The organism is Pareuzebyella sediminis, assembly GCF_008367235.1.
In the GTDB taxonomy this organism is placed as follows: Bacteria; Bacteroidota; Bacteroidia; order Flavobacteriales; family Flavobacteriaceae; genus Pareuzebyella; species Pareuzebyella sediminis.
This window is the reverse complement of record NZ_VTZS01000001.1, coordinates 701347-716807: the sequence shown is the minus strand read 5'-3', so window position 1 is coordinate 716807 and position 15461 is coordinate 701347. Positions and strand designations below refer to the sequence as shown.

General features: G+C 40.5%; 15 protein-coding genes. 5 read left to right on the top strand and 10 right to left on the bottom strand.

Annotated elements, in window-relative coordinates:
- Position 1: 1 nt before the first annotated feature.
- From F2B13_RS02830 to F2B13_RS02820, 3 genes are all read right to left on the bottom strand, one after another.
- Positions 2–607, bottom strand: coding sequence for a nucleotidyltransferase family protein (locus F2B13_RS02830; RefSeq protein WP_149303072.1), 606 nt, complete (start codon positions 605–607; stop codon positions 2–4).
- Positions 607–1605, bottom strand: coding sequence for an XdhC family protein (locus tag F2B13_RS02825; RefSeq protein ID WP_317131985.1), 999 nt, complete (start codon positions 1603–1605; stop codon positions 607–609). Before F2B13_RS02825 ends, F2B13_RS02830 begins: the two co-directional genes overlap by 1 nt.
- A gap of 166 nt (positions 1606–1771) precedes the next feature.
- A complete protein-coding gene (locus F2B13_RS02820; RefSeq protein WP_232625182.1) occupies positions 1772–3955 on the bottom strand; it encodes a DUF5916 domain-containing protein in 2184 nt (727 codons plus the stop codon).
- A gap of 200 nt (positions 3956–4155) precedes the next feature.
- On the opposite strand from F2B13_RS02820, the gene F2B13_RS02815 reads away from it, so the two are divergent.
- From F2B13_RS02815 to F2B13_RS20340, 3 genes are all read left to right on the top strand, one after another.
- Complete coding sequence (locus tag F2B13_RS02815; RefSeq protein ID WP_149275763.1) at positions 4156–5247, top strand: vWA domain-containing protein; 1092 nt, start codon at positions 4156–4158, stop codon at positions 5245–5247.
- A gap of 205 nt (positions 5248–5452) precedes the next feature.
- Positions 5453–6280: an OmpA family protein gene (locus F2B13_RS02810; RefSeq protein ID WP_149303067.1), complete on the top strand. Its 828-nt coding sequence runs from the start codon at positions 5453–5455 to the stop codon at positions 6278–6280.
- Between the two features lie 214 nt (positions 6281–6494).
- Complete coding sequence (locus F2B13_RS20340) at positions 6495–6662, top strand: hypothetical protein (protein ID WP_198440069.1); 168 nt, start codon at positions 6495–6497, stop codon at positions 6660–6662.
- Between the two features lie 21 nt (positions 6663–6683).
- Here the strand turns inward: F2B13_RS20340 and F2B13_RS02805 are convergent, their stop codons facing one another.
- The 4 genes from F2B13_RS02805 to F2B13_RS02790 form a co-directional block, all read right to left on the bottom strand.
- On the bottom strand, positions 6684–8150 hold the full coding sequence (locus tag F2B13_RS02805) for a M14 family zinc carboxypeptidase (protein ID WP_149303065.1): 1467 nt from the start codon (positions 8148–8150) through the stop codon (positions 6684–6686).
- Between the two features lie 10 nt (positions 8151–8160).
- The gene (locus F2B13_RS02800; protein ID WP_149303063.1) at positions 8161–8838 is read right to left on the bottom strand and encodes an N-acetylmuramoyl-L-alanine amidase; all 678 of its coding nucleotides are present in this window, start codon (positions 8836–8838) and stop codon (positions 8161–8163) included.
- A 2-nt stretch (positions 8839–8840) separates the two neighbouring features.
- Positions 8841–9266: a 3D domain-containing protein gene (locus tag F2B13_RS02795; protein WP_232622990.1), complete on the bottom strand. Its 426-nt coding sequence runs from the start codon at positions 9264–9266 to the stop codon at positions 8841–8843.
- Between the two features lie 125 nt (positions 9267–9391).
- A complete protein-coding gene (locus F2B13_RS02790; protein ID WP_149303061.1) occupies positions 9392–10357 on the bottom strand; it encodes a 2-hydroxyacid dehydrogenase in 966 nt (321 codons plus the stop codon).
- Positions 10358–10444: 87 nt separating this feature from the next.
- Here F2B13_RS02790 and F2B13_RS02785 point away from each other — a divergent pair, with 87 nt between their 5' ends.
- A complete protein-coding gene (locus F2B13_RS02785; protein WP_149303059.1) occupies positions 10445–11773 on the top strand; it encodes a serine hydrolase domain-containing protein in 1329 nt (442 codons plus the stop codon).
- A gap of 233 nt (positions 11774–12006) precedes the next feature.
- Here F2B13_RS02785 and F2B13_RS02780 read toward each other — a convergent pair whose 3' ends face one another.
- Entirely contained in the window at positions 12007–12342 is a 336-nt protein-coding gene (locus tag F2B13_RS02780) for a DM13 domain-containing protein (protein WP_198439795.1), read from the bottom strand.
- 191 nt (positions 12343–12533) lie between these two features.
- Positions 12534–13376, bottom strand: a complete 843-nt coding sequence (locus F2B13_RS02775) for a 1,4-dihydroxy-2-naphthoyl-CoA synthase (RefSeq protein WP_149275756.1) — start codon at positions 13374–13376, stop codon at positions 12534–12536.
- A gap of 217 nt (positions 13377–13593) precedes the next feature.
- Here F2B13_RS02775 and F2B13_RS02770 point away from each other — a divergent pair, with 217 nt between their 5' ends.
- The gene (locus tag F2B13_RS02770; RefSeq protein ID WP_149303057.1) at positions 13594–14709 is read left to right on the top strand and encodes a DUF2914 domain-containing protein; all 1116 of its coding nucleotides are present in this window, start codon (positions 13594–13596) and stop codon (positions 14707–14709) included.
- 180 nt (positions 14710–14889) lie between these two features.
- Here F2B13_RS02770 and F2B13_RS02765 read toward each other — a convergent pair whose 3' ends face one another.
- Positions 14890–15426 carry a hypothetical protein gene (locus F2B13_RS02765; protein ID WP_149275754.1) on the bottom strand — a complete coding sequence of 179 codons (537 nt, stop codon included), beginning with the start codon at positions 15424–15426 and terminating at the stop codon, positions 14890–14892.
- Positions 15427–15461: the final 35 nt, after the last annotated feature.

Below are 15461 nucleotides of genomic sequence, written 5' to 3'. Positions count from 1 at the left end.
CTTAATAGCGGCTTTTTAACTGTTCATAGTCTTGTGGGGTGTCAATATCAAGTGTCACGGTACCTGCAGTCAGTGGAATGATATCGTCTTCATATTCCTGCAACAAAAATTTTGCACCTGAATCGCCCTCAAGGCCGATTAGTTCATTAAAATAGTCTCTTGAAAACAAGGCAGGGACCCCGACCTTTTTTCCATAGGAAGTGGCCACAATGCCCTTTTCATTTTCATAGAAGGTTTTGATCATCGTCTCGATGAAATCCTCATCAACAAATGGCTGATCACCTAAAAGTACCAGCACCCCATCAAGACCTTTTCTGTTTTCAAGAATATGCGTGATGCCAAAGGCCAAAGAGCCCCCCAAACCAGATTCCCAATTTTTATTTACCAACAAAATGTATTCGTCCTTTTCAATTTCAGATTTGATACGTTCGGCATAGGCACCTAAAACTACGACTATCTCGGTTGGACAGGATAGTTTTGACTTCTTCAAAATAGTACCCAATAAGGTAGTATCCTTCCAAGGAAGTAGTTGTTTGGGTCGTCCCATTCTAGAAGAAGAACCGGCAGCAAGAATTAGTACGGCTATGTTTTTTTTAATATCGGCCATTAACTATGAATTCGGCCTATCTTATTTTTTAACATCATAGGTTCTTTATCGCGTACTACGGAGAGAATTTCGGCAATGATTGCTACAGCAATTTCTTGGGGTGTTTCCGCTCCGATATTCAGTCCAGACGGCCCGTAGATACGGTCGAAAAAAGAGTCGGAAACCTCTGGATGACGTTCTAAAAATTCATTCAACAGCTTTTCCCTTCGCTTGGCTGGTCCTAGAAGTCCTAAGTACACGGGTTCTGTATCGGATAGCCGAAGCAAATACTTTAAATCTTTTACATAACTGTGCGTCATTAATATGACTGCGCTTTGATGGTCAATCTGTTCTGTTTCCAGGGCCTCTGGGAGACAGGAAATAAAATCAAGGGCACCGGGAAAATCGGATATATTCTTTTCTTCAGAAACATCGGCGACGACAGTCACCTCCCAACCGGTTTTTGAGGCGAAACTGCTCAATTGAACGGCATCATGTTCAGCTCCAATAATAAACAATTGGAAACAGGGAGACATATTCTGTTTGAAAATAGATAAAGAAGAATCGGGCTTAAAGTCGTCCCGAAACACTTGAGGAGTTCCCCCTAAAGTAAACATCGAACCAAATAAGGGGTTGGTGGCATCTTTTTTTTCATAATAAGCAGAAACCTGAAAGGTCTTTCGGCCCTTGAGTATTTCCTGAAAATTATCGACGACCGATACCGACGGGGAAAAAGGCTCAATCAAAATGTAAAGAATACCTTCACAACCCAATCGATAGCGTCCGTCATAGGTCATAATTTTAGGGATGTTATCCTTAAAAACCGATTGTGCCTGTCGTAAAACCTCTTTTTCCACACAGCCACCACTTACCGCCCCCGTCATCTTTCCATCCTCTGAAATCAACATCCGAACCCCGGGTTTTCTATAAGACGAACCTTCTAAAGCCACCACTGTAGCTAGTGCGGTTTTCAATTGCTGCGCACTGGCCCTGTGGTACGCTTCGAATATCTTTTTCAATTCATGTGTCATACAACTCTAATAGTAGCCTTCTAAAAGTTCTAATAAAAAGATTTTACTCATTATTAGTTAATATTAAAGTATTAACCTTATGTACAAGGTATTAAAAAAAAGCTCCTTGAATAAGGACTTTAACAATTTGTTAGTGACTCCTTAAGATGGTGGTTTACTTGTTGAACCAGTAGGTGAATTTCAGGGTTAAAGACCAATCCTTGGGCATAAAAGGATCGATCATTTGATTGTTCGTATAAACTAAAAAAAGATCTGAGGCAGGTGCATAACGCCATTGTAATCTCGAATTCAAATTGAAGTTCCTCGTTTGCTCATTGTATTGAAAAAGGTTAGCAAAGAACAGTTTGTTCGTGAAGGTAATATCTACCTCGGAACCGATAAGCCAAAATTCGTTTGTATTCCACGGGGCCGGTAAATCGATATAGTTGTAATTTAGGTTGGCGCTCAAACTTACATAGGGTTGAAAGCGATAACCCAGTTCCGAGGAAAGGCTGGTAAGACGGCCATCGGCATAATAACCTCCTACCCTGCCTTGAAATATATAGGTAAACAGACTTTGGGGTTTGGAAGCATATTCCCAACCAAAAGCATTCCACTGGTGTTTTGTGCCTGCAGCAAGACTGGCGATACCGAGCCTTGTCGGATCGAAAGGATTCAACAATTCGACATAATCATCAGAAACAAAAAACTCGAGACTACTTCGGTTTCGAAATTCTATAAGATACTGTAGAAAGCTAGTATTATCGGTACGAACAAATTTTTCGTTGAAGAAATAGGAAGTATTGAGCTTAGGGCCATGACTTACTATCTTTCCACTCTTTGGGAAAAAAAGATGACCGGCGAAGGAGCTTATATTTACATAGCCGTTTCTCGGCACATAGCCTACTTCTGCCGAATAATCTTCGCTTACCCATTCCTCTTGTAGGCGCCAATTCCACTTTCGGCTCTTATACTCAAGATGGGCAGCTTGGGTAATTCCACTGTTTTCTTTGTCCGGTGCAAAGGACTTTAATAGAAATGCCTTTCCATTCCAAAGATTATCGGAAGAGGCCAAGTTATATTCAACACCCAAATTACGATTGTAACGGGCATAGATGGAATCATTTTCCTCAATATACCTAGTCGATTGTTTGTTGACCAACAAGAGCCCTAAACTAGAACGGCTGAACATTTTACGTTGTAATGAAACCACACCGAAATTTTGACTGGGCAAACCAGTTTCATCCACACTTGCCGTTTGCATATCCATGAGTCCTATTCGCCATTTCTTGTTCAGATTTCCACTGATACGAAGCCCCGCCTGAATCGGCACTCCTAAACCGATACGCCTAGAGAAAAATGGACGGATGGTCTCATAGCCGAAGTTGGCAAAAAGATCGGCATTCTCTAGAAAGAACTGCCTACGTTCTGGAAAAAAGAGTTCAAAACGATCTAGGTTAGTGACCTGACGGTCTACCTCGACTTGCGAAAAATCTGGATTTACAGTAGCATCCAAGTTTAAGGAAGGGGTCAGGCTGAATTTAAAGTCACCCCCCACCTTAGCTTTAAAATCGGCATCTTCAGCATTGGCGGTATTTCTACTTATTTCGCCCAAGACATAAGGTATGACCGAAAAGTTTAGTTTTGGTTTTGGTGGTGGGGTATCCCACACGAGGGTGCCTGTATAGGCTAATGATGCCGTAGGAAATTGCCTGGGTATAGGGGTCCAACTTGATTTTTCGCTGGACTTTAAATCCAATCGGCTAAAGTTAATGCCCCATTCGGAAACTCCTGCTTCGTACCGAATCGATTTAAAGGGTACGGCCATTTCAAAAACCCATTTTTCTTCGTCGCGTGTGGTCTCTGAAATCCATTTACTGTCCCAATTTAAGTCAACCTTACCCCCATCGTACATGGTGCCATCCCACTGTGCACCGTAAGCGTTCGCCCCAAATGAGAAACCCGTTGTCTGATTGTTGAAAGGATCCATAAAGAGCAGAAAATTGTCGTTCTTACCGAACGAAAAGTCCCTACGAAGGGATTCCACGAAATAATCCGCTTTTTTGCTATGATAAAAAGTGGCTAAAAGATATAGGTTATCATCATCATAGGTCATTCGTATTTCCGAGGTTTCGTTGGCCATTCCTGTATCCATGGGAAGAACCATGTAAAAATCTTTGGCCACATCGGTATCCTGCCACGCTAAATCATCGCCTTTGCCATCAATGACTATAGGTAGATGGGTTTTGCGGATATTTAATTGAAAGGAGGCGTTCTTCTTTTGTGAATACGTACTTGAGTGTGCGGTAATAAGAACAACTATTAGAAGGAAAGGAAGCGGTACTTTTTTATACATCATTGTTAATCACCCACTAATCGGCGTTTGGCCAAAGCAAATACAAGGGTTGAATCGGTATTCGCTTTGAATTTATCGGTTTAGCCCCGAAAGCTACAAAAACCTTTTCATCTGCCTTAACAATCTTTAACATAAATTTTAAAGGACAGTATACTTTTACTTGATTTTCACCGTTGTTTTGGGTGAACGTTAAATTTTCGAAAATGAAATTCTCCTCCAAACTCGCAACCCTCTTTTTTTCGATATTCTTACTAATTTCATGTGGAAATGCCGATGACGATGTCAACTTCGGATTGGACTTCGGTGATGAACTTGGTAAGGGAAAACCGGTAGATGATTGTTTGAATCTCGGCGAAAGCGATCTGGTACTTTCCATTCAAGAACAATATACTACCTTGCCTGGTAAGGTCTCCATCTTTTTTAAAGTATCGGATTCGCAAGGAAACCCGGTACCAGGACTTAGCGCCGACCAGTTTACTATTTATGAACAAGGTAGAAACGATGATTGTTTTAATACGATATCGACATCGGAGTCACAGGCCCGGATATCCCCGAATTCACAAATTTTCAGCAACAATACACTATTGGTTCTTGACTTGAGCAACAGTGTACTCAGCACAAGTCTTGAAGAATTAAAATCGGCCAGTATCAGTTTTATCAACAATGTGATGCCCGCTACGACCCTAGAGTCTTTCAAGATGGGAATTTATTGGTTTGATGGCGAGAATGAATTACATGAGTTGAATCCGTTGACCGCCTCCAAAGAAGAACTTACGGCGAGTATAGAAACCATAACGACAGATATCAGTAGCGATCCTTCCACAGATTTATATGGAGCGGTAATTAAATCTACCGACAAGGCTTCAGATCTCTTGAACGAGAGCACTAAAGGTGACAAAATAGGCGCTGCTTCGGTAGTGATATTTACTGATGGTACCGATCAGGCCTCTAGATACACCAAAGAAGATGCTCAAAAGAGAGTCGATAATGCCAACCCTAACATTTCATTTTTCACGATAGGACTAGGTGGCGAAATAGATACTCAAGTACTCAGTGATTTAGGAAAGACTTCTAGCGTATTTGCTGGTAACAAAGACGAACTCGAGACTACGTTCAATAATATTTCCAACTTGGTTTCACAGCGGGCCAATAGTTTTTACTTGTTTGAATATTGCAGCCCTAAGCGGGATGGAAGTGGTGAAAACAATTTGGCCATTCAAGTAGTTGAAGGTAATCTGCAAGGCGCCGTGCAAACAAAATTCAGTGCCGACGGTTTTACTGGTGGCTGCGAATAAAACGGATATGTTTACAAAAAAAAGGTGCCTTACTAGTATGGCACCTTTTTTTTGTCTGTAATGTAGAGGTATAGATGCAAGTGAGATGCCCCACCTATCCCATTAAATGTTATTGTATCAATCTTTCTGTCTTTAACGAACATCTATTTTCATCGACCTTGCGTAATTAGATAAGAATCTATTTTACAAAATAAAAATATTGAAAATGAGAAAAACGATTATTGTAAGTACACTTTCCGTGGTCTTTTTGGTCTCCTGTGTTTCAAAAAAGAAATACACGGCCCTTGAAACGAATCTCTCCGAGACGCAAACCGCACTGACCAAAACCCAAGTGGAAAAAGAAGAACTCGAGTCGAAAATAGAAAAAATCGAGGCCCGCGTTACCGAATACAACGAAAAAATAAATTCGCTGAAGGAAATCAATGACAATCAACTTACCACTATAGATGATGTCGCGGTAATGAGCAACAATACCAAGCAGAAAATGAGAAAGACTTTGGCCAAGGTAGATCCCGAGAAACTCGCAGATGCTAAAACCCTTGAAGATTCGATGAATCTGGCCGTTTCTTACAATCTAAAAAAGTCTATTTCGGATGATGAGGAAGATGTGGACGTCGATATTGACAAAACCGTGGTCATGATCAACATCTCGGACAAGCTCCTTTTTAACAGTGGGAGTTATAAGGTGAGTTCAAAGGCAAATAATATATTGGGGAAATTGGCCGAAGTTATCAATTCGGAACCCAGTATGGAAGTTATGGTAGAAGGCCATACCGATTCTAGAAGCATCAATACGGCCATGTTCCGAAATAATTGGGACCTCAGTGTCAAACGGGCCACTTCAGTAGTCAACATACTTCAAGAAAAATACAATGTTGATCCCAAGAAGATGATCGCCGCTGGCCGCAGCAGCTATTTACCATTGGTCGAAAATGATTCACGGGAGAATATGGCGAAAAACCGGCGTACTAAAATTGTAATCATACCTAATCTTGATAAGTTCTTCGCGCTATTGGATTCTGAAACACTTTAAGTCTATCCTAAGCTTAAAGCCGCTTATATTGGAAATTGAAAAAAGGAAGAACGTCGCAGTTCTTCCTTTTTTATTGCATTTCGACGAAAAAAAATACGATCGGTAGGGTTTATGGCCGAATATTTGTTTACTGAGTGAGAGCACTCCAAAGTTCTTATCAAAAACCTACATCCTTAAATACGAACAGCTATGAATAATCGTAAAGCTAGAAATTATGGATGTACTCAATGTAATAGTTCGCAACACGGCCTTGAACGGAATGCCGAGATGGTCTAAAGTTACCGCCCTGACCCTATTTTTAATTATCGTCACCTTAATAGTTTACTCGTATGTGCTTTTGGCCCTTCATGGATCACATACCGTGATTCGTTTCGGCTACTAAAGCTGTTCCTAGTGTAAAAGGCTATCGGTAGATCATGGCATTTTTAAGATTAGCATTGAAGGGTTTCTCTACATTGACAAGAAACCCATTAATTACGGCATACTCGATTTTTCCATTTTTCTCTAGAAGAAATGTAGGGTTTATACCGATTTCCAAATTGAATTCCGGGACTTTATATTTTTTACCGATAAGGTGTACCGGGTAAGTGGATTCTAGTTGTTCATTGGGAATGTTTTCCAAACGCACATAGGTGTAACCGGACCGTAAAAGGGAATCCATTGCCAAATTCTCCAATTCGGATTGCGAAGGTACTACTTGAGGATAAACCTTTCCTGGTCTTATCGTATATCCAGAGGCATTAAAAGTTTCATAACCATAATAAGTAGATAGGTCGCCCTGATCTAAAATACGACTGCTGTACCAAAAATCGTTATGATCTGCCTTGTCTACTTCAAGCCTATTAATGCCCAGGTCGAGCATGTACGATTCTCCCAAGAGTTCATAGGTAGCCCGCTCAATTTTTAGGTCGAATAATTTTCTGTCATTTTCAGGAATTTTTTCATAGTCTGTTAAGGGAATGTCCTTGTAACTTTCTTCGGCTATGGTGTAAATCGCGGAAAGAATCGATACGTAATTTAACTTTCGTATCTCTTGCTTTTCCACATCATCAGGATATCCACCCGATTCGATTAAAATAGCACTGGTACCCCATTTTTGAATATTATCGCCAAATGCCCGGGGCTCAAAGTCATCGTTATAACGACCTACTTGGCCTGGAGCATATTTTTGAATGATGTTGTTCATGAAAACAATGACCTTCATTGCATTCGCACGTACTTTGTTTATTTCTTTTTCATAATTATAGGCGGGTGCGAGATACGAAATTGTCGCAGGTTTTTCGGTGCGTTCGGCATTGTAATAGGTACTTTGGTCATGCAGGTTGAAACCGAACGCCGCCTCTAGGCTATCCCTTACTCTTTTCAAGGTCTTTCCCTCTGGAGATTGCAGACGAAGGGCATCTCTATTTACATCGATGCCCAATCGGTTTCTTCTTTGAAAAACTTCCGCCCCATCCGGATTCAACATAGGCAGAAAATGTAGTCGAAGCGAATCTAAAATTGTATTCTTTTCATTTTTAAAGTCGTCACTGGCCAAAAAATTAAAAATATCGAACATGGCCTGTGTAGCCGTAGGTTCATCTCCATGCATTTGCGACCATAGAAAAACATCGGTTGTTCCTTTCCCTATGCTGATCAAAGAAAGATCCCTGCCTTCTATAGATTCCCCAACCTTGGTCACCTCAAAATCAGGGTTTTCACGATATCTATTGATTAAGGGTTGCAATTCGCTATGTTTTATGCGGCGCTTGTCAAGAGCAGCTTCTTTATAGGTATCATAGGTTTCGTAGAGAGAAGCGGTAATGGTCTGGTTTTGACCATAACTAAAAAGCATAAAGAATAAGGCCAAAACGCCTAGTTTGATTTTCATATAATAAATATTATTTGTCGGGTACAGGTTCAAAATTAAAGGTTTTGGTGGCTTCACGAACCTTTTGCATAAAATCTTCCCCTGGATCCGTCTTTTGGGTGCGATAATCTTCATCTTTTTCTAGCCATAGGGGATGACCTTCAAAATGCGTATATTCATAATGCCCTATTAAATAATCTATATCATATTTAGTTGCTAAATAATTGACTAATTGTATGTTAGAATGAACTTGAGCCGTAGTCAAGGGTAATTCTTCGGTACCGCCTACGTTTTCAATTCCTATGGCGCAATGATTTAAACCTATTACGTGCCTTGCCATCGTAGTTTCGGGAAGCAAGCGATAAATGGTACCATCTCTATCCACTAAAAATTGGGAAGACACATTAAGACCACTAACGCCTTTTATATCTGGTCTCCAATCTGGTAAGGTGGGAGGGTCAAAGGCTTCGAAAGATTGCTTAAGTGTGGGAATTACTGTCCAGTGCAGCACAATCATTTTTGGAACAATGGTCGGCTCCTCTTTTTCCAGCCCATACCTTTCCCTCATATATTGCAGTGTAAGTTCCCTTCGCTGTTCATTAAATTTAATTGGGGTATCGATAATAGTAGGTGGGTTGAAGGCTTCTTTACTTGATTTACAACTCCATAAATAAATCATTCCACATACAACGAGTAGTAGTTTCTTCATAATTATTTGCTTCTTATCGTATCGCGTTTTACTCTGTAGGCTATGGTCAGTTTCTTTTGGCCCCAGTTCTTTGCCCTCTCGAGGTCTTTGCCCATAAAAACATCGATACGGTTTCGATATCTTGAGTGCATTTTATCCTTGACCTGATAAATGCCCTTAAGACCTTCTATTTTAACCTGAGTACCGTAGCCTAATCCTAAGCCTATCAAATCGCGTGATACCGCAACCACCCTCATACCATTAACTAAAGTATCGCCCCATGCTGCAACACTAGGGTTTCCTACGGTTTGCGAGGCTAACGAATTATAGGCAGAAACAGTTACTTCCCTATTTTTCCAAATGTAATCTTTATCCGCCCCGCCACAGCAAACTAAGAGAAAAGGCAGAACAAGTACTATAAAAACCTTGGCTTGCATGATTGGTTTCATAAGAAGGTCTTTTAAAGCTAGCTTTTTAGAAGTTTCATAATCCCATCGTACCCATATGATAACAATACCCTACAATCTATGATTCAACGAAGGTAACATCCCCAACAAATTATCGACGCTGCACGCTATGAGGTATGAACCTGATACGGTATTTTTTCTCCCTTATAAAGGGCTATAATATTACTTGCCGCATAGATCGACATACGATTTCGTGCTTCGACCGTTGCCGATCCGATATGGGGAGTTACAGCTACGTTTTCCATAGTTAATAGCGGATTGTTGGATTTCATTGGCTCAGGGTCGGTCACATCGAGCCCCGCCCCCCATATATGTTTTGTTTTTAAGGCATTGATCAAATCCATTTCGTGATGAACCGGCCCCCTCGAAGTGTTGATAAAAATGGCCGACTCTTTCATGCTATTGAAGGCCGACATATCAAATTTATGGGTCGTTTCTTCTGTCAGGGCACAATGCGCAGAAATAATATCACTGTATTTCAAAAGGTCTTCAAATGAAACTTTGGTTGCTCCCAATTCTTTTTCCGCTTTGTCATTATCGGTTCGATTGCAATAAAGAATTTTCATACCATAGGCCCCTTTGCAACGTTTGGCAAACTCAAGCCCGATTCTCCCCAACCCAAAAATACCGACCGTTTTATTCTTCAGTTCAATACCTAAGTGGGCTTGTGGACGAAAATGACTCCATTCACCCTTGTCTATCTTTTTGTGCATATAGCACATTTTTCGAGAGACAGCGAGTAAAAGTGCGAACGCAATATCGGCGGTAGCATCGGTCATGGCATTGGGTGCATTGGCTACTGGAATACCCAGTTCCGTTGCTGTTTTTAAGTCAATATTGTCATAACCTACCGCAAACTGAGAGATAATTTTCAAATGTCGGTTATCCTTTATGAATGCCTCATCGATACTATAATTACCCGTGCTTAAGAGGGCGTCATGTTGCTTTGTCGCTTGGTTCAATTGCTGATTGGTCATAGGCAGATCTTCGGTCCATTTGGTCACTTCAAGGCCTGCCTTTTTCATAAGCTCAATACCGGCATCGGGAATGTTTAAAGGTACAAGTACTTTCATAGGGGCAATTTATAAAATAAGATTTACTGTTCCGTGAATTGAATTATTTTTACGATGTTTCTTTTTCAACACCACTATCATATTTTTATGAAAATAAAAAAAATTCTTTGGCTCATACCAGCACTATTCTTAGGGGTCGTCATTTTTTTACAATACCCTAAACTCAATATCATTTCGGGTTACGCATCAAAGAATATGGCTTCTACGGTATTCATAACCGGAAGGAGCCCAGAATCAGTACTTCAGCATGACAATAATATGCCGTTGATAAGCCTGGCCAAAGTAGAAAATAATGGTTTAAGCACTACAGCTTCGATATATGGCTTGATGAAACGAAAAACAGTTTGTCATGAAGGGATAGGTTGTATGTTGGTGAACGATACCTACCAACCAAGTAGCACCTTTCCGGTGCCCCATCGACAGCACAGTGAAAATCCTTGTTCCTTCCCATATGGCGATAAAGAGCAGACGGATACGATTTTTGCCAATATCGACTACGATGCGCTAGAATCGGCGGTCGAAACGGCCTTTATACAGCCTGAAATTCAAAAGACTAGAACCGTTTTGGTCGCTTATAAAAACCATATTGTGGCCGAGCGTTATACCGAAGGTTTTACTAAGGATACCCCTATATTAGGATGGAGTATGACCAAGAGTATTTTGGCTACTTTGTATGGTATTCTTGAGTATCAAGATAAATTGGATCTCAATATGGCAGCCCCCGTACCAGCATGGGAAGACGATGTGAGAAAAAAAATAACCCTGAACCATTTGCTTCGCATGCAAAGTGGTTTGGAATGGGATGAAGACTATACTTCCATTTCAGATGTGACCCAAATGCTTTTTCTTGCCAGTGATATGCCTGCAGTTCAGGCCGAAAAGCAAAGTATCGCACCACCCACCGAAATATGGAACTACTCCTCGGGAACTTCTAACTTGTTATCAGGACTGTTGCGGAAACGTTTCGGTTCGTTGCAAGAATATCTTGATTTTCCGTACAGTGCGCTAATCGATAAGATAGGGATGAACTCAATGATTATTGAAACGGACATGAAAGGTAATTTTGTAGCATCATCCTATGCGTGGGCGACTACAAGAGATTGGGCGAAATTTGGGTTACTATACCTCAACAAGGGAAAATGGAACGGTTCCCAACTTTTCGACGAAACCTGGGTCGATTATATTACTACACCTACCGAAGGTTCGAACGGTACTTACGGGGCCCACTTCTGGTTGAACGCTGGAGGAAAGTATCCGGACGTTCCCAAGGATATGTATTCGGCCAATGGGTTTCAAGGGCAGCGGGTATTTATTCTTCCTTCAAAAGATATAGTGGTAGTACGAACAGGGTTGGCAGAAGAACCGGAATTTGACATAAACTCTTTTTTGGCGGGCATCATTGCATCTATCGATTAGCATTGTATTTGGAGTAGGATAATTCTTTCTATATCATATTCTTAGACCTACACCACAAACCTCACTTATCTCACAACAATAATTTTCACCTAAAAGGAAATCCCGCTAAGTTTATGGTATAGTTTAGAATTAGTAGTTAATTTTTTCATTTTCATATAGTGTTCTCGATAAAAGGGCCTTTTCCAGAAATGGAAAGGCCCTTTTTGGTTCGTACCATCACCTAAACGATTTGCTTATTCCAAGACCGCATGGCCAAAACTTACTGAAAAATCAACACACCAGACCATAAGGTATTTGTACGTCTCAAGATTAATATTTTTGGGTAGATCATAAGTGTAATTCCCATCCAATCCCTTCAGTTCACCTAAAGTAATATACTTTGAAGCTTTTAAATCATTAGCGAGATAGAGTTCTAAAACCGGCCCGTCATCACTTTTGAAGTTGGTGAGGGTTAATACTGTTCTCTCAATATTTATTTGAGCTTTTCCCATGGTCGGATGTGTATCTTCAACAAAATCACCCGTCAAGGGCTTGACTTCACCATTTTCATTCTTTTCCATCTCACTCATGCCTACTTCATTTGTCGATGTTACTTCATCGGAGGAGCACGAAAGGAAAAGAATTAGTATAACTGAAAAAAAGAGGATGGCCTTCATAATTATAAATTATTATACTAAAAGTAGGCACTAAGTATCACAAAAACCTCACGGTTGCTTTTGCTTTTGATAACGCATACAAATGATACTTCAGATTGAAACTTTTATGGTAGGTATTTATCTTTTCCAAAATTGGGCCTTCGCTTTTCTAAAAAGGCATTTCTTCCTTCTTTGGCCTCTTCCGTCATATAGGCCAGGCGTGTCGCCTCTCCGGCAAAAACTTGTTGCCCCACCATTCCATCATCTGTTAGGTTCATGGCAAACTTCAACATTTTTATAGAAGTAGGGCTTTTAGCTAAGATTTCTTGGGCCCATTGGTAGGCGGTTTCTTCTAACTCTTCATGGGGAACCACGGCATTCACCATCCCCATTTCATATGCTTCCTGAGCAGAATAATTACGGCCGAGAAAGAAAATTTCACGGGCTTTTTTCTGTCCGACCATTTTGGCCAAATAAGCCGAGCCATATCCACCGTCAAAACTGGTCACGTCGGCATCGGTCTGTTTGAAAATAGCATGCTCTTTACTGGCCAATGTCAAGTCGCAAACCACATGTAAGCTATGACCACCTCCAACGGCCCAACCGGGTACAACGGCAATGACCGCTTTGGGCATAAAACGAATCTGACGTTGCACATCGAGAATATTCAAACGATGCATTCCATCTTCACCCACATACCCCTTTTCTCCCCTGGCCTTCTGGTCACCCCCGCTGCAAAACGAATACACTCCATCCTTTGTCGACGGCCCTTCGGCCGAAAGTAAAATTACACCTATCGAAGTATCTTCCTGTGCGTCATAAAAGGCTTTAATTAACTCACTAGTTGTCTTGGGTCGAAAAGCATTGCGAACATTGGGCCGATTAAAGGCAATTCGAGCCACACCATCACATTTTTTATAGGTAATATCTTCGAACGCTATGGCGGTTTGCCATTGGGGTTTTTGCATGGGAATTGTTTTTTTGTACCGTGCAAATTACTACAAATTGTGTGAATTTCGAAGTTCCATTGTCCTTGTATGAGGGTAATCAGGTTTGGGTCATAAAATTACCGAGTATACCTTCGTTAAAGGGTGTTATTTGAATTGCAGGTACAAAAAAGTCCGAAAAGATCCATTTCTCTTTGTCCTTTTCATTTCTTTGCATACACATTTTTCATAGAATTCCATGAAAAGGACTTTGGTTCGGTTTAGAAACAGTAAACTCCGTAAGTTTATCAGAAAGCATGAAAAATATGCCCCCCTTTTATTTTTTATTGGGGGTTTTATTTTTGATTCCTTTACCCTTGGTCGTATAGACCGAACGTATGACCTAGTGGTCTTGTGCTTACATATGACCAGCCTTACAGTTACAATATATCTCTACAATCTTGCGGACGATGGACGATGGAAAAATACGTTTCTAGAGCGGTTTGAAGAATATTTTCCGCTAGCCATTCAGTTTTTCTTTGGTGGACTTTCAAGCGCCTACGTTATTTATTTCTCTAGGAGTGTTTCCTTGTCCAAGACAGCCTCATTTTTTGTCATTTTGATTTTTTTACTATTGGCCAATGAGTTTTTGAAAAAGCGTATATCCAACAAATACTTACAGTTTAGCGTGTATTTCTTTATTAGCCTAACCTTTTTCACTTTTATGATACCCGTTTTTCTAAAGAAAATAAATATGGATATTTTCTTGATTTCGGGAGCGATAAGTTTGGGATGTACGCTATTTCTGATCATACTCATTTATATGGTGAGCCCTAGTACTAGAGCTGAAATTAATCTAGCCAAACTTATCGGTCTTGTGGCCATTATTTACTTATTGATCAATCTTTTTTATTTTTTAAAAATGATACCTCCGGTACCTTTGGCCCTAGATGCAGGTATAGTGGCCCATAATATCGAAGTAAGAAATAAGGAGTATATAGTCTCCTATGAAAAGGATGAGTGGTTCATATTTTGGAGGGACCATAAGCTAAGGTATGCCTATCGTCCAAATGAAAATGTATATGTCTTTTCTTCGATATTTGCCCCTACCGCCTTAGAAAAATCCATATTTCATCGCTGGAAATGGTATAATTCGAATACCCAAGAATGGGAAATTGTTGAAGATATCGGATATGAAATTACCGGAGGTCGTGATGGCGGATATCGAGGATATACTTATAAAAGCAATGTAAAGGAAGGTCTGTGGGAAGTAGAGGTCCTCACGGAAGAGGAACTACTCTTGGGTGTGATCGATTTTGAAATTGTAGTGGTGCCAACTTCGGACTTGCAACGAATGGCCGAAAAAAGGTTTTGACGTGTGTTGCAATTGCCTGATAAAGCACTCAACCAAACTACTTATAAACCGATGGCCCATAAATTTTGAAGCTTTAATACAGCTTCCCTCTTTGAGATATCGATTCTTTAAAGTCTAGAATTAAGATATAACATGTAAAGAAGGTAAGCAGAATTACCTTCACAGCCTTACCGTGAAAAGTTAAAAGGTGATGTTCACAAAAGGAATAATCGGGCTTGTGTAAACACTTTCATCCTCTTTGTACAGTAGGTTGTATTTGGCACCCAAGGCTATCTTATCCGTAATGTTGAGGCCCGCTCCGATAAAAAGTACGGACTCCCAAAAACTTTCCTTGACTTCGGTAGGGGTCTCGGTTTTCTCCGAAACGTGTAATTCGGCAAATTCTATTAAGGTAGTCAGGCGTTTTAGCGGCCTGTATTCCGTGAAAAGATTGGCCCCTAAGGTCGTAGTTTGCTTTAAATCCTTGATGGCGGTGTAGTTTCCCTGTACCCCTACTCCGATATTAAACTTATCGCTCAATTGATAAATCAGGTTCGGTGATAGTCCAATATTCGTGCCGCCGACAAAACTAAGCCCAAAGCCCATACCAAACTTTAATCTATTGTCGATTTTTGCCGTACTATCAGGAACGATAATTTCGGTTACTTGCGCCAATCCACCGGTATAAATTATAAAAAACGAAAAGACCAAGATAGTCTTTAAAAAAGATGATTTCATTTGTCCATAGTGTTTTAGTGCTATGTTTGCATGAC